Origin of the sequence: uncultured Jannaschia sp., assembly GCF_947494055.1 — a bacterium.
Lineage (GTDB): Bacteria > Pseudomonadota > Alphaproteobacteria > Rhodobacterales > Rhodobacteraceae > Jannaschia.
On sequence record NZ_CANLTR010000011.1, the window covers coordinates 104,898 to 122,685 of the forward strand.

Consider the following 17,788-nt stretch of genomic DNA (forward strand, 5'->3'; position numbering starts at 1 on the left):
CTCGAAAACCGGGCAAACGCCTTGCGGGCCGCCGGCCATCTGCTAGCGTTGAAGGCGGAACGGGAGGCGCCAACGACCCCCCGGCGCAGAACGGGGAGTGGTGGATGCCGCAGGGCGACACCGGGGGTCAGGCTCAGGACGTGCTCGACGTGCGCGATCTGCATACCGTGTTCCGGACCCGCTCGGGCGAGGTTCACGCGGTCAATTCCGTGAGTTTCAACGTGCGGCGCGGCGAATTGCTGGGCGTCGTCGGCGAGAGCGGCTCCGGCAAGTCGGTCACGATGATGTCGCTGATCGGCCTGTTGCCGAGCCCGCCGGCCGAGGTGCGCTCGGGCGAGGTGCTGCTCGACGGAGAGGATCTGCTGAAGGCGTCGCCCAAGCGGCTGCGCGAGGTGCGGGGCGGCGAGGTCGGGTTCATCTTCCAGGACCCGATGACCTCGCTCAACCCGGTCTTCAACGTCGGCTTCCAGATCATGGAGCCGATCCGCCGGCACATGGGGCTGAACAAGCGTCAGGCGCGGGACCGGGCGGTCGAGCTGCTGGATCTCGTCGGCATCCCCGGTGCGGCGGGGCGGCTCGGGGATTATCCGCACCAGTTCTCCGGCGGGATGCGCCAGCGCGTGATGATCGCCATCGCGCTGGCCTGCGACCCGAAGCTCCTGATCGCGGACGAGCCGACAACCGCGCTCGACGTGACGATCCAGGCGCAGATCCTCGAGATCATCGAGGACCTTCGCCAGAAGCTCGGCATGGCCATCGTCTGGATCACGCACGATCTGGGCGTGGTCGCGGGTATCGCCGACCGCGTCCTCGTCATGTATGGCGGTCAGGTTGTGGAGCAGGCGCCGGTGCATCCGCTCTTCAACGATCCGCGCCACCCCTATACCCGTGCGCTCCTGAAGACGGTGCCGTCGGTCTCCGGCGAACGGGCCGCAAAGCTCCAGGTCATCGCCGGACAGCCGCCGATCCTCGGCGCGGCGCCTTCGGCCTGTCCGTTCCGGGACCGTTGCCCGCTGGTCTTCGACCGTTGCCATCAGCAGAACCCGCCCCGGGAGCTCGTCGCCCCGGGTCACGACGCGGCCTGCTTCCATCCCTCCGCCCGGACCGAGCGCGAGATGGCAGAGGCTTCCGCATGACGCGTCCGCTGGTCGAGGTGCGCGACCTGAAGATGCATTTTCCGATCTATTCCGGGCTGTTCCGGCGTCAGGTCGGCGCCGTGAAGGCGGTGGACGGGGTGAGCTTCGACATCCTTGAGGGCGAGACGCTGGGCCTCGTGGGCGAGTCGGGCTGCGGGAAGTCCACCTGCGGACGCGCGGTGCTGCGGCTTTACGACATCACCGGGGGCGAGATCGTCATCGACGGCCGGGCCATCGGGTCCGACCCGTGGGAGCGGCTGCGCAGCATGCGCCCGACGATGCAGATGGTGTTCCAGGACCCGCAGGCCTCCCTCAATCCCCGCATGACGCTTGGCGCGATCATCGGCGAGCCGTTGGTGGAGCACACCAAGATGTCCCGCGCCGAACGCCGCGCGCGGGTCGAGGAACTGATAAATCAGGTCGGGCTCAACCGCGCCTTCGTGAACCGTTATCCGCATGAATTCTCCGGCGGGCAGCGGCAGCGGATCGGCATCGCCCGGGCGCTGGCGCTGAACCCGAAGTTCATCGTCTGCGACGAGCCGATCGCCGCGCTCGACGTCTCGATCCAGGCGCAGGTGGTGAACCTGCTGGAGGAGCTGCAGGACAGGCTCGGGCTGACCTATCTCTTCATCAGCCACGACCTCTCGATGGTCCGCCACATCGCCGATCGGGTGGCGGTCATGTATCTCGGCAAGGTCGTCGAACTGGCCCCGCGCGACGCGCTCTACTCCGACCCGTTGCACCCCTACACGAAGGCGCTTCTGTCCGCCGTCCCCGAGCCGGACCCCGCGCTCGCCGGGCAGAAGAGGGACCGGATCGTGCTGCAGGGCGACGTGCCGAGCCCGGCCAACCCGCCCGCCGGTTGCAACTTCTGCACCCGCTGCCCGAACGTGATGGAGGTCTGTCACCGCATCGACCCCGCCTTCCTCGAGGTCGCGCCGGGGCACTGGACCGCCTGCCACCTGCACGATCCCGACCACCGCGGAACGCTGGAGGCGGGACCGGACGACACCGACAACGAGAACGCGGGCCGACCCGCGCGACGAAAGACCCCCGTGACCGGGGCGAACAGCCAACAAGGAGACCTTACATGAACACGAAGTCAGCCCTGCTCTGCGCGGTCGCGAGCTTCGCCGTGGCCCCCCTGGCGCATGCCCAGGACGAGGGCGGCGAGCGCGGGCGCGACGGCCAGCTCAACATCATCTACTGGCAGGCCCCCTCGATCCTGAACCCTTACCTTTCGAGCGGCACGAAGGACGTCGAGAGCTCCTCGCTCGTCGTCGAACCGTTGGTTCGGTTCGACGAGAACGGCGAGATGGTGCCCTGGCTCGCTGCCGAGATTCCGACCGTCGAGAATGGCGGCATCAGCGAGGATCTGACCTCGATCACCTGGAAGCTGAAGCCCGGTATCCTGTGGTCGGACGGCACGCCGCTCACCGCCGAGGACGTCGTGTTCACCTGGGAATACTGCACCGATCCGGAGGGCGGCTGCGCGCAGGCGCAGTATTTCGACAACGTCACCAACGTCGAGGCGGTCGACGACGAGACGGTAAAGATCACCTTCAACGTGCCGAAGCCGTTCCCCTACACCGCCTTTGTCGGCTCCGAGTCGCCGATCATCCAGAAGGCGCAGTTCGAGGAATGCCGGGGCGCGGCCGCGCCGACCTGCACCGACGCCAATTTCGGCCCGATCGGCACCGGCCCGTTCGTGGTCGACGACTTCCGGCCTAACGACGTCGTCACGCTGTCGGCCAATCCGAACTTCCGCGAGGAGGGCAAGCCCGCCTTCGAGACCGTCAACTTCAAGGGCGGCGGCGACGCAGCCGGGGCCGCGCGGGCGGTCCTGTCGACGGGTGAATACGACTACGCGTGGAACCTGCAGCTCGCGCCCGAGGTGCTGGACCAGCTCAGCGCCGCCGGCCTCGGCACGGTCGTCGCGGCCTACGGCACGTCGGTCGAACGGATCGAGATCAACCAGACCGACCCCTCGGCGAGCCTCGGCGACGAGCGCTCGACGGTCGCCCACCCGCACCCGTTCCTGACCGATCCGGCTGTTCCCGCCGCCATGTCCAAGGCGATCGACCGCCAGCTTCTCGTCGATATCGGCTACGGGCCGGGCGGGCAGCCGACCTGTAACATCCTGCCGGCGCCGGAGGCCTATGCCTCGACGGCGAACGAAGATTGCCTCGAATACGACCCCGAGGCCGCCATGGCCATGCTCGAGGAGGCCGGATGGGTCGACGAGGACGGCGACGGCATCCGCGAGAAGGACGGCGTGCGCCTCTCGGTCCTGTTCCAGACCTCGGTCAACGCGGTGCGCCAGGACGTGCAGGCGCTCGTCAAGGAGGACTGGGAGAAGATCGGGATCGAGACGGAGCTCCGCTCGGTCGACGCCTCGGTCTTCTTCGGCGGCGACCCGTCCTCGCCGGACACGTTCCAGAAGTTCTTCGCCGACGTGGAGATGTACACCAACAACTTCGCCGGCGTGGACCCGCAGGCCTACATGGCCGGCTGGCGGTGCAGCGATATCCCGTCCCCCGAATCCCAGTGGCAGGGCCAGAACGTGCCGCGTTTCTGCTCGGAGGAATACGACGCGCTGGTCGACAAGCTGGGCGACACGGCCGACATCGAGGAGCGGGGCGAGATCGCCAAGCAGCTGAACGACATGCTGGTCCAGAACTACGCCATGCTCCCGCTGATCCATCGCGGCAACCCGGCGGCGCATGCAAACTCGCTCGGCGGAATTAGGATGAACGACTGGGACAGCGAGCTGTGGAACATCGCGGACTGGTATCGCATCTCCGAATGACGGCTTGCGGGACGCCCGGGGCGTCCTGACCGAAACGGGGGCCGGCATCCGTGCCGGCCCCGACACAGACGGCCCGACCAAGCGAAAGTCGCCGCATGCTGACCTTCACCTTCCGGCGATTGCTGACCGCGATCCCGACCCTGCTGTTCATCAGCCTCGTGATCTTCCTGCTCCTCGACCTCGCCCCGGGCGACCCGATGGCGCAGATGCCGCTGACCGTCCCCGACGAGGTCAAGGCGCGGATGCGGGAGGCACTGGGCCTGGGCGAGCCGATCCACATCCGCTACTGGAAGTGGCTCGTGCAGTTCTTCTGGGTCGAGCCGCTGCACCTGCTCGATGCCATGTTCGGCACCGGCTTCGCCGAGGGCAGCCAGCGCATCCTGTCGTGGCAGACGCGCTCGCCGGTCGTCGATATCGTGATGCAGCGCATGCCGCAGACGCTCTGGGTCGTGGGCACCGCCTATGTCGTCGCCATCCTGATCGCGATCCCGGTCGGCATCTACTCGGCCTACCGCCAGTATTCCGTCTTCGACCAGGCCGGGACGTTCATCACGATGGTTGGCTTCTCGGTGCCGCCCTTCTTCTCCGGTGTCCTCGTCATCATCATCTTCGCCGCGCAGCTCGGCTGGTTCCCGTCGATCTACGACACCCGGCACGTAGTGGATTCCTGGCACGATTTCGGTCTGCAGGTCCGGCAGATGTTCCTGCCGGTGATGGTTCTGGCGCTGCAGATCACGTCGCAGCTCAGCCGCTTCATGCGCGCCTCGATGCTCGACAACCTCAACCAGGACTACGTCCGCACCGCCCGCGCCAAGGGCCTGCGCGAGAAGACGGTGGTGCTGGTGCATGTGCTGCGGAACTCGATGATCCCGGTCGTGACCGTGATCGCGCTCGGGGTGCCGTCGATCTTCGGCGGCGCGATCATCACCGAGCAGGTCTTCAAGGTGAACGGGATCGGTCAGCTTCTGATCACCGCGATCCAGGGCAACGACCTGCCGATGGTACAGACGCTCACCTTCATCTTCGCCGTGCTGATCGTCCTCTTCAACCTGATCGCCGACGTCCTTTACGGCATGCTCGACCCGCGGATCCGCTATGACTGATGCCCACGCTCCCGAGACCCCCGTCGGCGTCGACCGGGGCACCGTCGCCGCCTCCGCGCCCGTCGCCGGCGCCGAACCGCTCCTGCTCACGCAGGCGCGCAGCCAATGGTGGGACGTCTGGGACCAGTTCCGAAGCCACAAGGGCGCGATGGCCGGCGCGGTCCTGTTCCTGCTGATCCTCGCGGTCGTCGTCTTCGGGCCCTATATCTGGCCCCTCGACCCGACCGAGACGGCCATCCGCAGCCGCAACCAGTCTTTGAGCTGGGCGCATCCACTCGGCACCGATCAGCTCGGACGCGACGTCTTCGCACGGATGATCCAGGGCGGCCGCGTCTCGCTCGCGGTCGGGTTGACGGCGATGGGTCTGTCCCTCGTCCTCGGCACGCTGATCGGGGTGCTGGCGGGTTATTTCCGCCGGCTCGACGGGCCGCTGATGCGGTTGACGGACCTGTTCCTCGCGCTGCCGCTCCTGCCGCTGCTCCTCGTCATGGTGCTGCTGTTCCGGGAACCGCTGACGGCCGCCTTCGGGATCGAGACCGGTATCTTCATCCTGATCGTTTCGGCCATCGGCATCACGTCGTGGATGCAGACGGCGCGGATCGTGCGGGGCGACGTGCTCGCCCTGAAGGAGCATGAGTTCGTGCTCGCCGCCCGCTCGATCGGCACGCCGGCACGTCGGATCGTGACGCGCCACGTCCTGCCCAACGTGCTCTCGCCGATCATGGTCTCGGCTACGCTCGGCATCGCCACGGCGATCATCACCGAAAGCGCGCTGAGCTTCCTCGGCCTCGGCTTTCCGCCGGACTTCCCCACCTGGGGCCGGCTCCTGAACGACGGCGTGCCGTACCTCGAGCTTTACCCGGGGCGGGCCTTCTGGCCCGGCCTGGCGATCTCGCTGGTCGTTCTGTCGATCAATTATGTGGGCGACGGTCTGCGCGACGCGCTCGACCCCCGCATTCGCGGCCGCTGAAACGAGGGCTATCGCTGCGCTTCGAGGGCGGCGATCTGCGGGCGTAGCCCCTCGAGGTCGTAGCCCGCGACGCGGGTCGCCTCGAGGATGTCGTCGACCGGCATCCGTCCCGCCATCGCCAGCGCCCAGAGGATCGCGGACCGCGTGCCCGAGGCACAGTAGGCGACCGTGCCGCCCTCGGTCGCGTCGATCGCATCCGCCTGCTCCTCGATGGATTGCATCGATAGGGCCTGCCCGGCGACGGGGTTGTAGACGAAGGCCATCCCCGCCGCCTCGACTGCGGCCTGCATGGCGGCGGCGCGGTGCGAGGGCGGGACCTCGGCATCGGGCCGGTTGCAGATGATCGTCGTCACCCCGGTCGCGGCCAGCGTCCCCATGTCGGTCGGATCGAGCTGCGGGGCGACGGAGGTGGTCTCGTCGAGCGGTCTGAGGTCCATGCCGGTGCCCTTTCACGGCTCCTGTCGGAGCGACAGCATGCCCGCCGGGCCGCCGGAGGTAAAGTCGGGCCCGTATGTCGGTGCCGGTCGGGCGCAGGGCCGGCACGAAGGACCGGATCGTGGTAGGGACACGGTCGATATTCGCCATCGCCGCGCCGTACTTGCGCAGGCGGCCAGCGCAACCCTAGAAGTTTCACGGGGGATCGGAGGCTGACGACGCATGGGCTGGAAGTCTGAATGGGAGCGCGCACGCTCGGATCCGGAGGGGTTCTGGATGGAGCAGGCGACGGCGATCGACTGGGTCCGGATGCCCACGAAGGCGTTGCATGACCTCGGTGGGCCGGTGCCGGAATGGTTCGCCGACGGCGCGGTCAACACCTGCTGGAACGCCGTCGACCGCCACGTGGCGGCCGGGCACGGCGACCGTCTTGCCCTGATCCACGACAGCCCGGCCACGGAATCGGTCGCCCGGATCACCTATGCCGAGTTGCAGGACCGCGTCGCCCGGCTCGCCGGCGCGCTGCGTGCGCGGGGGGTCACGACGGGCGACCGCGTGATCATCTACATGCCGATGGTGCCGGAGGCGGTCGAGGGGATGCTCGCCTGCGCGCGGATCGGGGCGATCCATTCGGTCGTCTTCGGAGGGTTCGCCGCCTCCGAGCTGGCGGTGCGCATCGACGACGCGAAGCCGGTGGCCGTGCTCGCCGGGTCCTGCGGGATCGAGCCGACGCGGGTCGTCGCCTACAAGCCGCTTCTGGACGACGCGCTCGCGAAGGCCGCGCACAAGCCCGACTTCTGCCTGATCCTGCAACGCGACGAGTTGCGCTCGGAGACCGGGCCGCGGGATTTCGACTGGCATGAGGCGATCGCGCAGGCCGAGCCGGCGGATTGCGTGCCGGTCGCGGGCAACCACCCGGCCTACATCCTCTACACGTCGGGCACGACCGGGGCACCGAAAGGCGTCGTCCGGCCGACGGGCGGACATCTCGTCGCGCTCGAATGGTCGATGACCAACGTCTACGACGTCGCGCCGGGCGAGGTGTTCTGGGCTGCGTCCGACGTGGGCTGGGTCGTGGGGCACAGCTACATCTGCTACGCACCGCTGATCCACGGCTGTACCTCGGTCGTCTTCGAGGGCAAGCCGGTCGGCATGCCGGATGCCGGGACCTTCTGGCGGGTGATCGCCGATCACGGGGTCGCGGCGTTCTTCACCGCGCCGACCGCCTTCCGCGCGATCCGGCGCGAGGATCCGGAGGCCGGGATGCTGGAAGGCCACGACCTGTCGGCGCTGCGGACGATCTTCCTCGCCGGGGAGCGGGCCGATCCCGACACGATCGAGTGGCTGGCCCGCGTGACCGGCAAGCCGGTGATCGACCATTGGTGGCAGACCGAGACCGGCTGGACCATCGCCGGCAATCCGGTCGGGCTGGAGGCGCTGCCGGTGAAGATCGGCTCGCCCTCCGTGCCGATGCCCGGCTACGACATCCGCATCCTCGACGAGGGGGGCCACGAAGTCGCGCCGGGGACGCTCGGCGCGATCGCCATCCGCCTGCCGCTGCCACCGGGTTGCCTGCCGGGGCTCTGGAACGCCGAGGCGCGCTTCGTGAAGAGCTACCTCGCGACCTTTCCCGGCTTCTACGAGACCGGCGATGCCGGGATGATCGACGCGGACGGCTATGTCTGGATCATGGCGCGGACGGACGACGTCATCAACGTCGCGGGACACCGCCTGTCCACCGGCGCGATCGAGGAGGCGCTCGCCGCCCACCCGGACGTCGCCGAATGCGCGGTCGTCGGCATGGCGGATGCCGTGAAGGGGCAGGTGCCGCTCGGGCTCCTGTGCCTGACCCGCGGCGTGGACCGGCCGCAGGAGGAGATCGCCGCGGAATGCGTGGCGCTCGTGCGCGAGAGGATCGGACCGGTCGCGTCCTTCAGGCACGTCTGCGTCGTCGAGCGGCTGCCCAAGACGCGATCCGGCAAGACGCTGCGCGCGACGATGGCCAGGGTCGCGGAGGGTGCGGAGGTCAGGGTTCCGGCGACGATCGACGATCCGGCGATCCTCGACGAGATACGTCAGGCGCTGGCCCGCATCGGGCTGCCCCGGTCGTGAACGACGCCGAGGATCCCGACCCGCCGGTCCGGCCGGACGCCATGCAGCTCTTGGCGCACGACATCCGCTCGGCTGTCTCCGACGTGATCGGTGGCCTGCGCCTGATGAACAAGGAGACGCTGCCCCAGTCGGCACTGGTGCAGCACGAGCGCGTGCAGGCGGCCTCCGAGTTGCTGGCGCGTCTCGTCGAACAGCTCCTGGCCGGCACGCCGCGGCTCACCAAGGACCAGGTCGGCAATCTCGATCTGCATCGTTTCCTGACCGACGAGTTCCGCCGCTGGCACGGGGCGACCCACGGGTCCGGAACCTGGGTCACGCTCGAACTCGCGCCGAACCTGCCGCGTGTGGTGCGGCTCGACCTGCTCTCGCTGCGCCGCGTGCTCGCCAATCTGATGGGCAACGCGTTGCGCCACGCGGAGGGAGGCCAGATCCGACTTGCCGCCGACCTGACGGACGAAGGGCACCTGCGCATCTGCGTGAGCGACGACGGGCCGGGATTCCCCGCCGAACTCATGCCGACGCTCTTCGAGCCGGCGACACGCGGCTCGCGGGGCGCGGTCGGAACGGGGATGGGCCTGCACATTGCCGCCGCACAGGTGAGCGAGATGAGCGGGACGATCGAGGCGGAGAACCGGTCGATCCGGGGCGCGCGGCTGACCATCATCTTCCCGCGCGGGATCTGGGAGCGGCACGGCGAGGGGATCGACGGCCTCCCCGATCTGCAGGGGGTCCGCGTCCTCGTGGCCGACGATTCAGCAACGAACCGCACGCTCGTCAACGCGATGCTTACGCGGATGGGGGCGGAATGCGAACTGGCCGCCGATGGCATCGAGGCGCTCAACTGGCTGGCGCGGGAGCGGTTCGACCTTGCCCTCGTCGACATGGAGATGCCGACGCTGGGCGGGCTCGACGTGCTGCGGTCCGAGCGTCTGCGGCAGGCGCGCGGCATCGCGCCGCCGATGTCGATGGTGGCGATGACGGCCTACGTTCTGGGCGACAACCGGGAGGCGATCGTGGAGGCGGGGGCGGATGGCATCCTCGCCAAGCCGCTGGAGGGGATCGAGGCGTTCGGCCGGGCGATCCGGCACTATATCGATATCGGGCCCGATGCCTCGGGCTGGGCTCCGGAGCGGGCCCCGAGCCTCTCGGCGATCACGCTCGCCGAACTGATGCAGGCCGCGGGGCCCGATCAGCAGGATCAGCTCCTCGCCCGGCTTCGCGAGGATCTGGCGCAGGTGGAGATCGATCTGGAGCGCGCGCTGGCAAACGGGGATGCCAAGGAGGTCGAGTCGCAGACCCATATCCTGCTGTCGCTGTCGACGGCCGTCGGTGCGCTGCCGGCGGAAGCCGCGGCACGGCGTCTGAACGAGATCGCCCGCAGGGAAGCCGGCGAGGCGATGCAGGTCGCAGGCAAGGTCTGCCTCGCCCGGCTTGCCGAGCTGCGTCAGGATCTTCCGAAGGTCGATCGCACCCGATAGATCTGCGGCCGACGGGTTCGTCGCAATCGCCTCCTCGGACGCGCCTCCGGATCGACCCGGTCGCCGGAGGCTCTAGAGTTCCGTCTTGCGCTGCAGGAGCGGCATCAGGTCGCCCATGTCCGGTCCGTTATGTCGCCCCGTCAGCGCGTGGCGCAACGGCATGAAGAGTTGCTTGCCCTTGCGACCCGTCGCGGACTTCACCTCCGTCGTCCAGGCTTTCCAGGCATCGTCGGCAAAGGGGGGATCGGGCAAAAGAGCCAAGGCCTCGCGCACGAAGTCGGCATCTTCCGCCGCGATCTTCGGCGCGGCGCCCTCCGTCATCAGGCGCCACCAATCGGCCATGTCCGCCCGCGTCCGGATGTTGTCGCGCACCACCTCCCAGAAGCGCGTCCGGTCGCCTTCGGGCACGCCGAGGGCCGCGATGTCGCCTGCGACCGCCTCGAACGGGAGGGTCTGCAGGTAGTGTCCGGTCAGCGGGGTCAGGTCCGCGACGTCGAACTTGGTGGGCGCGCTGCCGAACTGCGAGAGGTCGAACTGCTCGGCGAGCTCCCGCGGGGTGGCGCGCAGTTCGACCGGCTGGCTCGAGCCCAGCCGCGCCATCAGCGACAGCAGGGCCATCGGCTCGATCCCCGCCTCGCGCAGGTCGTGCAGCGCCAGCGTGCCGAGACGCTTCGACAGCGCCTCGCCCTGCGGCCCGGTCAGGAGCGAATGGTGGGCGAAGGCCGGGTGGTCGTGTCCGAGCGCGGCCATGATCTGGATCTGCGTCGCCGTGTTCGTCACGTGGTCGGAGCCGCGCACGACGTGGGTGACGCCCATGTCGGTGTCGTCGACGACGCTCGCAATTGTGTAGAGGACCTGACCGTCGCCCCGGATCAGCACCGGATCGGAGACCGAGGCGGCGTCGATGCTGAGCGCACCGAGGATGCCGTCCTCCCACTCGATCCGCGCGTGGTCGAGGAGGAACCGCCAGTGGCCCGTGCGCTCGGCCCGGAGCGACTCGCGCTCCGTATCGGTCAGCCGGAGCGCGGCGCGGTCGTAGACCGGGGGCCGTCCCATGTTGAGCTGCTTCTTGCGCTTCAGGTCGAGCTCGGTCGGCGTCTCGAACGCTTCGTAGAGACGGCCGTCCCCGCGCAGCCGGTCCGCCGCGTCCATGTAGCGGTCGATCCGGGCCGATTGCCGCTCCTCCCGGTCCCAGTCGAGGCCGAGCCATTCCATGTCCCGCCGGATCGCGTCGACATATTCCTCTTTCGAGCGCTCGGGGTCGGTATCGTCGAGGCGCAGGATGAACGTCCCGCCGGCCTTGCGCGCGATCATCCAGTTCATCAGCGCGGCGCGCAGGTTCCCGACATGCAGCCGCCCGGTCGGCGAGGGGGCGAAGCGGGTGACGGTGTTCGTGTCGGGCATGACGGGCTTCCTTTCGGCTTGGCGTTTGCCACCGGGGTCGGGGGCTGTCCACCCGCCGTGACGGAGGGCAGGACGGCAGGACGTGGCTTCGGGGTTGCGTCCCCCCCGCGGCGGGGCCTAGCACGGTTCCGACCCGACAGCGCGAGTTCCCGATGAGCGAAACGTCTGATCTGCGCGAGGCCGCGCTTGCCGTTCGCGAGATGGCTTACGTGCCCTATAGCCGGTTCAAGGTCGGCGTGGCGATCCGTGCCGCCTCCGGCACGGTCTATCGCGGCTGCAACGTCGAGAACGTCGCCTATCCGCAGGGGACCTGCGCGGAGGCGGGCGCGATCGCGGCGATGGTCGCGGCCGGCGAGACGTCGATCGCGGAGGTCTACGTCGTCGCCGCCTCGGACCGGCCCGTGCCCTGCTGCGGCGGCTGCCGCCAGAAGCTCGCGGAGTTCGCGGGCGGCGAGGTTCCGGTGACGCTCGCCACGGTCGCCGGCGCGGAGGAGGCGACGACGATCGGTGCGCTTCTGCCCGGCGCCTTCGACGCGGGTTACATGGCGTGAGCGGGCCGTGCGACATTCTCGCGGACCTGCGCCACGACCGAAGGCCGGCGCCCGAGGCGCTCGCGGCGTTCGCGGAGGGGCTGGCCGACGGCTCGGTCACCGACGCGCAGGCCGGCGCCTTCGCGATGGGTGTCTGCCGCACGCCGCTCGGCGCGGCGGGCCGGGCGGCGCTGACGCGGGCGATGCGCGACGGCGGGGAGGTCCTGCAATGGGATCTCGACGGACCGGTGGTCGACAAGCACTCCACGGGCGGCGTCGGCGATTGCACCTCGCTCGTCCTCGCCCCGGCGCTCGCCGTCTGCGGAGCCTATGTGCCGATGATCTCGGGCCGGGGGCTCGGCCATACCGGCGGCACGCTCGACAAGCTCGCCGCGATCCCCGGCTTCCGCACGGAGATGCAGACCGACGAGTTGCAGAGCATCGTGTCCCGCGTCGGCTGCGCCATCGTGGGCGCGACGGCCGACATCGCGCCCGCGGACCGGCGGCTCTACGCGGTGCGCGACGTGACCGGGACGGTGGAAAGCCTCGACCTGATCGTGGCGTCGATCCTGTCGAAAAAGCTGGCGGAAGGTCTGGAGGCGCTGGTCCTCGACGTGAAGTCCGGGTCCGGCGCCTTCATGCCCGATCCGAACGATGCCCGCGCGCTCGCCCGGGCGCTGGTCGAGACGGGTCAGGCGAATGGCGTGATGACGTCGGCCATCGTCACCGACATGAGCCAGCCCGCCGCGCCCGCCTGCGGCAACGCGCTCGAAGTGATTGCCGCGATGGAGGCGCTGACCGAGCCGGGGACGCGCCGATCGGCCCGGCTCGTGGCGTTGGTCCGCGCGCTCGGCGGCGAGGCGCTTGCGCTCGGCGGGCTGGTCGCGGACGCGGCGGCCGGGGCGGAGAAGATCGGCGCCGCGCTTCAGAGTGGCGCGGCGGCGGAGGTGTTCGGCCGCATGGTGCAGGCGCAAGGCGGACCGTCCGATTTCCTCGAGCGCTGGCGCGACAGGTTGCCCGCGGCACCCGTCGTCGCGGAGTTGCGGGCCGAGGCGCCGGGCGTGGTCGCCGAGATCGACACGCGCGTCCTGGGCGAGGTGGTCGTCGACCTCGGCGGCGGACGGCGACGGGAGGACGACCGCATCGACCCGACGGTCGGCATCAGCCATATCGCCCAGCTCGGCACGGTCGTCACCGACACCCAGCCGCTGGCCCGCGTGCACGCCGCCGATGGCGAGGCCGCGGCCGAGGCGGCGGAGCGCGTGGCCCGCGCCATCCGGCTCGAGGGCGGCGCGGTCACGCCCCCCACGCTCATCGGCGAGACGATCCGGTGAGCCGCGCCTTCCTGGTGGTGCTCGACTCGGTCGGCTGCGGCGGCGCGCCGGATGCCGCGGATTTCGGCGACGAAGGGGCGAACACGCTCGGCCACATCGCCGCGGCCTGCGCGGCGGGGCAGGCGGAGGAGGGACGGTCCGGACCGCTCCGCCTGCCCAATCTCGACCGGCTCGGCCTCGGCGCGGCAATCCGGCTGGCCTCGGGCGTCGAGACGCCGGGCCTCGCGGCGGAGCCCGAGGGGCTGTGGGGCGCGGCCACCGAAATCAGCCGGGGGAAGGACACGCCCTCGGGGCACTGGGAGCTCGCGGGCCTGCCGGTGCCGTGGGACTGGACGTACTTCCCGGAAACCGATCCGTGCTTTCCGCCGGACCTCGTGGACCTCGTCTGCCGGATGGCCGGGACCGACGGCATCCTCGGCAATCGCCACGCCTCCGGCACGCTCATCATCGAGGAGGAAGCGGAAGCGCATATCCGGACCGGCTGGCCGATCTGTTACACCTCGGTCGACAGCGTCTTCCAGATCGCCGCGCACGAGGCGCATTTCGGGCTCGACCGCCTGCTCGACCTCTGCGCGGCTTTGGCCTCGACCCTGCACGAGATGCGCGTGGGGCGGGTCATCGCGCGGCCGTTCACGGGCGACGGGCCGTGGGAGCGGACGGCGAACCGCCGTGACTTCGCCATCGAACCGCCCGCGCCGACGCTCTGTGACGCGGTGTCGGGCGCGGGGCGTCAGGTGCATGCCATCGGAAAGATCGGTGACATCTTCTCCATGCGCGGCATCGACAGCGTGGCGAAGGGCAAGGACGTCCTGTTGATGGACCATCTCGCGGCTTCCGTGCGCGACATGCCCGACGGCAGCCTGACCTTCGCGAACTTCGTCGAGTTCGACGCGATCTACGGCCACCGCCGGGATGTCAGCGGCTACGCGCGTCAACTCGAATGGTTCGACGCCTGCCTGCCGCCGATCCTCGGATCGCTGCGCGAGGGCGACCTGATGGTCTGCACCGCCGACCACGGCAACGACCCGACCTGGCGTGGGTCCGATCACACGCGGGAGCGTGTGCCGGTCGTTGCGGCGGGCCTTGAAGGCGCGGCAGGGCAAATCGGCTTCGTCGACGTCGCGGCCACGATCTGCGACCATTTGGGCGTGCCCGTCGTCGGCCCGGGACGGAGCGTTCTGTGAGCTTCTCGCCGAAGATCGAGTTGCACCTCCATCTGGAGGGCGCCGCGCCGCCCGACTTCGTGCGACGGCTCGCGGACGAGAAGCGGGTGAACCTGAGCCGCGTCTTCGACGAGCGCGGGGCCTACAGCTACAAGGACTTCGAGGGCTTCCTTCGGACCTACGAGGCCGCGACTCAGGTCCTTCGCACCCCGGAAGATTATGCGCGGCTCACCCGGGAGGTTCTCGAACGCTCGCGCGACCAGGGGGTGATCTACACCGAGATCTTCCTCAGCCCGGACTTTTGCGGCGGCCGCGACCTGTCGGCCTGGCGCGAGTATCTGGGCGCCATCGAGGAGGCGGCGAGCGCGGTCGACGGCATCGCGATGCGCGGCATCGTCACCTGCATCCGGCATTTCGGGCCCGACAAGGCGCGGCAGACGGCGCGATGCGCCGCGGAGACCGCCGGGGCCTTCGTCACGGGCTTCGGCATGGGCGGCAACGAGGCGATGGGCACGGCGCGCGACTTCGCCTGGGCCTTCGACTGCGCGCGCGAGGCGGGGCTCGGCCTGACCTCCCATGCCGGCGAGTTCGGCAGGCCGGCCTCGGTGCGGGACACGCTGGACCACTTGCGCGTGAGCCGGGTCGGGCACGGCGTCCGTGCCATCGAGGACCCGGCCCTGGTCGAGCGCCTCGCGCGGGAGGGCATCGTGCTGGAGGTCTGCCCCGGCTCCAACGTCGCGCTCGGGCTCTACGCGAAGATCGAGGCGCATCCCGTCGAACGGCTCCTGGCCGCGGGCGTGGACATCACCGTCTCGACCGACGATCCGCCGTTCTTCCACACGACGATGCGGGACGAGTACGACGCGCTCGAACGGGTCTTCGGCTGGGGAGAGGACCATTTTCGCGTCATCAACCAGACCGCCGCCCGCGCGGCGTTCTGCGATGCGGCCACGCGCGAGGATCTGCTCAAGAGACTGGAGCCCTGACATGGATCACCTGACCGTCGTCACGCACCCGCTGGTGCAGCACAAGCTGAGCCTGATGCGCGACAAGGGGACGCCGACTGCCGTGTTCCGGCAGCTGCTGCGCGAGATCAGCCAGTTGCTGGCCTACGAGGTGACGCGCGACCTGCCGATGACGACGCGCGCGATAGAGACGCCGATGCAGGCGATGGACGCGCCGGTGCTGGCCGGGCGGAAGATGGCGCTGGTCTCGATCCTGCGGGCAGGGAACGGGCTGCTCGACGGTATCCTCGAACTCGTCCCCTCGGCCCGAGTGGGCTTCGTCGGCCTCTACCGCGACGAGGCGACGCTGGAGCCGGTGCAATACTACTTCAAGGTGCCCGATCAGCTCGACGAGCGCCTCGTGATCGCGGTCGATCCGATGCTGGCCACGGGCAATTCCTCCGCCGCCGCCATCGACCTCCTGAAGGCCAAGGGGGCGACGGACATCCGGTTCCTGTGCCTTCTGGCGGCGCCGGAGGGGATCGCGCGGATGAAGGCGGCCCATCCCGACGTGCCGATCGTCACCGCGGCCGTGGACGAGCGCCTCAACGAGAGCGGCTACATCGTGCCGGGCCTGGGCGATGCCGGCGACCGGATGTTCGGAACGAAGTAGGGTGTCAGGCCATTTGTCCGTTGCGACGCGGAACGCGCAAATGACGAACGGAGGCTCGACATGACCTACCTGAAATACGGCCTGACGGCCGTCGCGCTGGCTTTGGCTGCCGGCCCCGCATTGGCGCAGGTGCAGGCCGGCGGCCCGGTCGTCGTCGCCGTCACGCCGCCGCCCGGGGCGGAGCGCATCGATCCCGGGATGCCGAGCCCGTTCCTGACGGGCGGCAGATATCCCGACGGCACAATCCTCGTTCCTCCGGCGGATACGACCTTCGACTTCTCGCGGGCGCCCGCCGGTTACGAGCCGGCGTGGACGGACGGGCGGCTCAACCCCTATCGCGGGCCGCGCACGCTTCAGGGGGATGCCCAGATGCGGGGCGTCTGGACCGTCGAGACGCCGCGTCGCCAGCGACCGGTGATCCAGATCGCCCGCTGAGCCGGGTCAGGTGCGGTAGTTCGGGCTCTCGCGGGTGATCTGCACGTCGTCGAGGTGGCGCTCTTTCTGCTGATGCACTTTGTAATCATTCATCTTTTTCACTCCGCTGCATCAGCCCGCATCAGTCGAACTCGGTCTGAGCGCAGATCTAAGCCCGTGAACGGCTGTATGGAAGGCCACCATTCCTCGTCGAGAACGGATGCGACTTCAAGCACCGGTCCCAGTTTCCGGCGCTTGTAGAGGTCGGTTGTCGGGCTCCCGGACTCGAAGAGTTGCCTCCTGGTCCTGGATGAGATCTCGAAGTGCCCCATGACAGCCGAGATCGCCGCATCACTCACCCGCTCGTCGAGCCAGTCGGCGTAGGTTCGGCGGATCGAATACCAGTTCACGTTGCCTTGGTCAGACTGCTCGAGGAGCTCCCGCTTCACTTGGTCAGGCGTCCGGTTCTCCTTTGCCCTGGCTACCAATCGCTGGATGATCTGTGTCCAGTTTCGCGCGCCCTCAGCGATCGGGCCACCAGTATCATGGATGAGGTAACCATCGTCGTGTGTAGCGATCAACCTTGAGAGGATGCGCTCCATCGGCCCCGTCACAGGAACGATAGGTGTCTGCTTCCGGCGATTATTCTCGACGAAACCTTCCCCCAGGAGGTCGATTACGCCGAGGTCGAGGCGGACTTTCTTGCCGGTCATGTCTGCCACTGCGCCGATCCGACCGCCGCAGCCGAGGTCGAGCAGGAGGAGGTCGAGGATGTGAGGGCGTCGGACCGCCTCGATCAGCAAGCCCATTTCTTCGAAGGTGATGTATCGACCCTTTGGGTCGCGATCCTCCGGAGCGGTAACACCTGTTATGAAGGGGATCTTCGGCGGGTTGTGTATCGTCAGACCATCACTCTTCGCTAATGCGCACGCCGCTGCCGCGCTACCGATGATGTCTGCGATAGTGTTCGGGTGGAGACGCGGCTTGCCGTCCAACGTGAGCGTCTTGAGCTTGGACTTGGAGTTGTCGGGGCGGATCTTCCCCTCCTCCATGCCCTTCACCAGCGCGCGGAGGGCCGGACCCATCTTGGACATCCTGACCTTCCACAGATGCGGGATGAAATAGAGATCGCGCCGGTTCTCGAGAAGCCGGAACCGTTCCTTCGCGAGGCGTTTCCGCTTGTCCTGCTCGTAGCCGATCCAAATCGTATCCGTCCGTTGTGACTGCTCTGACGGTGAGCCTCTGCTGTCGATAATGTCCATGATCGATAATGGACATCTTGA

General features: G+C 68.8%; 15 protein-coding genes and 1 pseudogene. 13 read left to right on the forward strand and 3 right to left on the reverse strand.

Annotated features, from left to right (window positions below; translation table 11 throughout):
- Window positions 1–104 precede the first annotated feature (104 nt).
- From Q1A87_RS11930 to Q1A87_RS11950, 5 genes are all read left to right on the forward strand, one after another.
- Window positions 105–1,136, forward strand: coding sequence for an ABC transporter ATP-binding protein (locus Q1A87_RS11930; RefSeq protein WP_299651580.1), 1,032 nt, complete (start codon window positions 105–107; stop codon window positions 1,134–1,136).
- Window positions 1,133–2,230, forward strand: a complete 1,098-nt coding sequence (locus Q1A87_RS11935) for an oligopeptide/dipeptide ABC transporter ATP-binding protein (protein ID WP_299651583.1) — start codon at window positions 1,133–1,135, stop codon at window positions 2,228–2,230. Before Q1A87_RS11930 ends, Q1A87_RS11935 begins: the two co-directional genes overlap by 4 nt.
- The gene (locus Q1A87_RS11940; RefSeq protein WP_299651584.1) at window positions 2,227–3,945 is read left to right on the forward strand and encodes a peptide ABC transporter substrate-binding protein; all 1,719 of its coding nucleotides are present in this window, start codon (window positions 2,227–2,229) and stop codon (window positions 3,943–3,945) included. The genes Q1A87_RS11935 and Q1A87_RS11940 overlap by 4 nt, the downstream gene beginning before the upstream one ends.
- 95 nt (window positions 3,946–4,040) lie before the next feature.
- Window positions 4,041–5,048 (forward strand): ABC transporter permease, encoded by a 1,008-nt coding sequence (locus Q1A87_RS11945; RefSeq protein WP_299651586.1) that lies wholly within the window; start codon window positions 4,041–4,043, stop codon window positions 5,046–5,048.
- A complete protein-coding gene (locus Q1A87_RS11950) occupies window positions 5,041–6,018 on the forward strand; it encodes an ABC transporter permease (RefSeq protein ID WP_299651588.1) in 978 nt (325 codons plus the stop codon). The genes Q1A87_RS11945 and Q1A87_RS11950 overlap by 8 nt, the downstream gene beginning before the upstream one ends.
- An 8-nt stretch (window positions 6,019–6,026) precedes the next feature.
- Here Q1A87_RS11950 and Q1A87_RS11955 read toward each other — a convergent pair whose 3' ends face one another.
- Window positions 6,027–6,455, reverse strand: a complete 429-nt coding sequence (locus Q1A87_RS11955; RefSeq protein ID WP_299651590.1) for a TIGR01244 family sulfur transferase — start codon at window positions 6,453–6,455, stop codon at window positions 6,027–6,029.
- Between the two features lie 220 nt (window positions 6,456–6,675).
- On the opposite strand from Q1A87_RS11955, the gene Q1A87_RS11960 reads away from it, so the two are divergent.
- Both Q1A87_RS11960 and Q1A87_RS11965 read left to right on the forward strand, forming a co-directional pair.
- On the forward strand, window positions 6,676–8,565 hold the full coding sequence (locus tag Q1A87_RS11960; protein WP_299651592.1) for an AMP-binding protein: 1,890 nt from the start codon (window positions 6,676–6,678) through the stop codon (window positions 8,563–8,565).
- On the forward strand, window positions 8,562–10,043 hold the full coding sequence (locus Q1A87_RS11965; protein WP_299651594.1) for an ATP-binding protein: 1,482 nt from the start codon (window positions 8,562–8,564) through the stop codon (window positions 10,041–10,043). The genes Q1A87_RS11960 and Q1A87_RS11965 overlap by 4 nt, the downstream gene beginning before the upstream one ends.
- A 72-nt stretch (window positions 10,044–10,115) precedes the next feature.
- Here the strand turns inward: Q1A87_RS11965 and gltX are convergent, their stop codons facing one another.
- A complete protein-coding gene (gene gltX / locus Q1A87_RS11970) occupies window positions 10,116–11,447 on the reverse strand; it encodes a glutamate--tRNA ligase (protein WP_299651596.1) in 1,332 nt (443 codons plus the stop codon).
- Between the two features lie 152 nt (window positions 11,448–11,599).
- Between gltX and Q1A87_RS11975 the strand changes: the two genes are divergently transcribed.
- The 6 genes from Q1A87_RS11975 to Q1A87_RS12000 are packed head-to-tail and all read left to right on the forward strand — an operon-like array spanning window position 11,600 to window position 16,526.
- On the forward strand, window positions 11,600–11,998 hold the full coding sequence (locus Q1A87_RS11975) for a cytidine deaminase (RefSeq protein WP_299651598.1): 399 nt from the start codon (window positions 11,600–11,602) through the stop codon (window positions 11,996–11,998).
- A 14-nt stretch (window positions 11,999–12,012) separates the two neighbouring features.
- Window positions 12,013–13,311, forward strand: a complete 1,299-nt coding sequence (locus tag Q1A87_RS11980; protein WP_299651622.1) for a thymidine phosphorylase — start codon at window positions 12,013–12,015, stop codon at window positions 13,309–13,311.
- The gene (locus Q1A87_RS11985) at window positions 13,308–14,495 is read left to right on the forward strand and encodes a phosphopentomutase (protein WP_299651600.1); all 1,188 of its coding nucleotides are present in this window, start codon (window positions 13,308–13,310) and stop codon (window positions 14,493–14,495) included. The genes Q1A87_RS11980 and Q1A87_RS11985 overlap by 4 nt, the downstream gene beginning before the upstream one ends.
- Window positions 14,492–15,460 (forward strand): adenosine deaminase, encoded by a 969-nt coding sequence (locus tag Q1A87_RS11990; protein WP_299651602.1) that lies wholly within the window; start codon window positions 14,492–14,494, stop codon window positions 15,458–15,460. The genes Q1A87_RS11985 and Q1A87_RS11990 overlap by 4 nt, the downstream gene beginning before the upstream one ends.
- Before the next feature lies 1 nt (window position 15,461).
- The gene (gene upp, locus Q1A87_RS11995) at window positions 15,462–16,091 is read left to right on the forward strand and encodes a uracil phosphoribosyltransferase (RefSeq protein ID WP_299651604.1); all 630 of its coding nucleotides are present in this window, start codon (window positions 15,462–15,464) and stop codon (window positions 16,089–16,091) included.
- 60 nt (window positions 16,092–16,151) lie between these two features.
- Complete coding sequence (locus Q1A87_RS12000) at window positions 16,152–16,526, forward strand: hypothetical protein (RefSeq protein WP_299651606.1); 375 nt, start codon at window positions 16,152–16,154, stop codon at window positions 16,524–16,526.
- A 98-nt stretch (window positions 16,527–16,624) separates the two neighbouring features.
- Here the strand turns inward: Q1A87_RS12000 and Q1A87_RS12005 are convergent.
- Window positions 16,625–17,788: pseudogene (locus Q1A87_RS12005) on the reverse strand (hypothetical protein); the annotation flags it as partial.

Coding starts and splice junctions, on each gene's coding strand:
- Q1A87_RS11945 (WP_299651586.1), top strand. CDS start 4,041: ATGCTGACCTTCACCTTCCGGCGATTGCTGACCGCGATCCCGACCCTG.
- Q1A87_RS11960 (WP_299651592.1), top strand. CDS start 6,676: ATGGGCTGGAAGTCTGAATGGGAGCGCGCACGCTCGGATCCGGAGGGG.
- Q1A87_RS11955 (WP_299651590.1), bottom strand. CDS start 6,455: ATGGACCTCAGACCGCTCGACGAGACCACCTCCGTCGCCCCGCAGCTC.
- Q1A87_RS11975 (WP_299651598.1), top strand. CDS start 11,600: ATGAGCGAAACGTCTGATCTGCGCGAGGCCGCGCTTGCCGTTCGCGAG.
- Q1A87_RS11940 (WP_299651584.1), top strand. CDS start 2,227: ATGAACACGAAGTCAGCCCTGCTCTGCGCGGTCGCGAGCTTCGCCGTG.
- Q1A87_RS11950 (WP_299651588.1), top strand. CDS start 5,041: ATGACTGATGCCCACGCTCCCGAGACCCCCGTCGGCGTCGACCGGGGC.
- upp (WP_299651604.1), top strand. CDS start 15,462: ATGGATCACCTGACCGTCGTCACGCACCCGCTGGTGCAGCACAAGCTG.
- Q1A87_RS11935 (WP_299651583.1), top strand. CDS start 1,133: ATGACGCGTCCGCTGGTCGAGGTGCGCGACCTGAAGATGCATTTTCCG.
- gltX (WP_299651596.1), bottom strand. CDS start 11,447: ATGCCCGACACGAACACCGTCACCCGCTTCGCCCCCTCGCCGACCGGG.
- Q1A87_RS12000 (WP_299651606.1), top strand. CDS start 16,152: ATGACCTACCTGAAATACGGCCTGACGGCCGTCGCGCTGGCTTTGGCT.
- Q1A87_RS11930 (WP_299651580.1), top strand. CDS start 105: ATGCCGCAGGGCGACACCGGGGGTCAGGCTCAGGACGTGCTCGACGTG.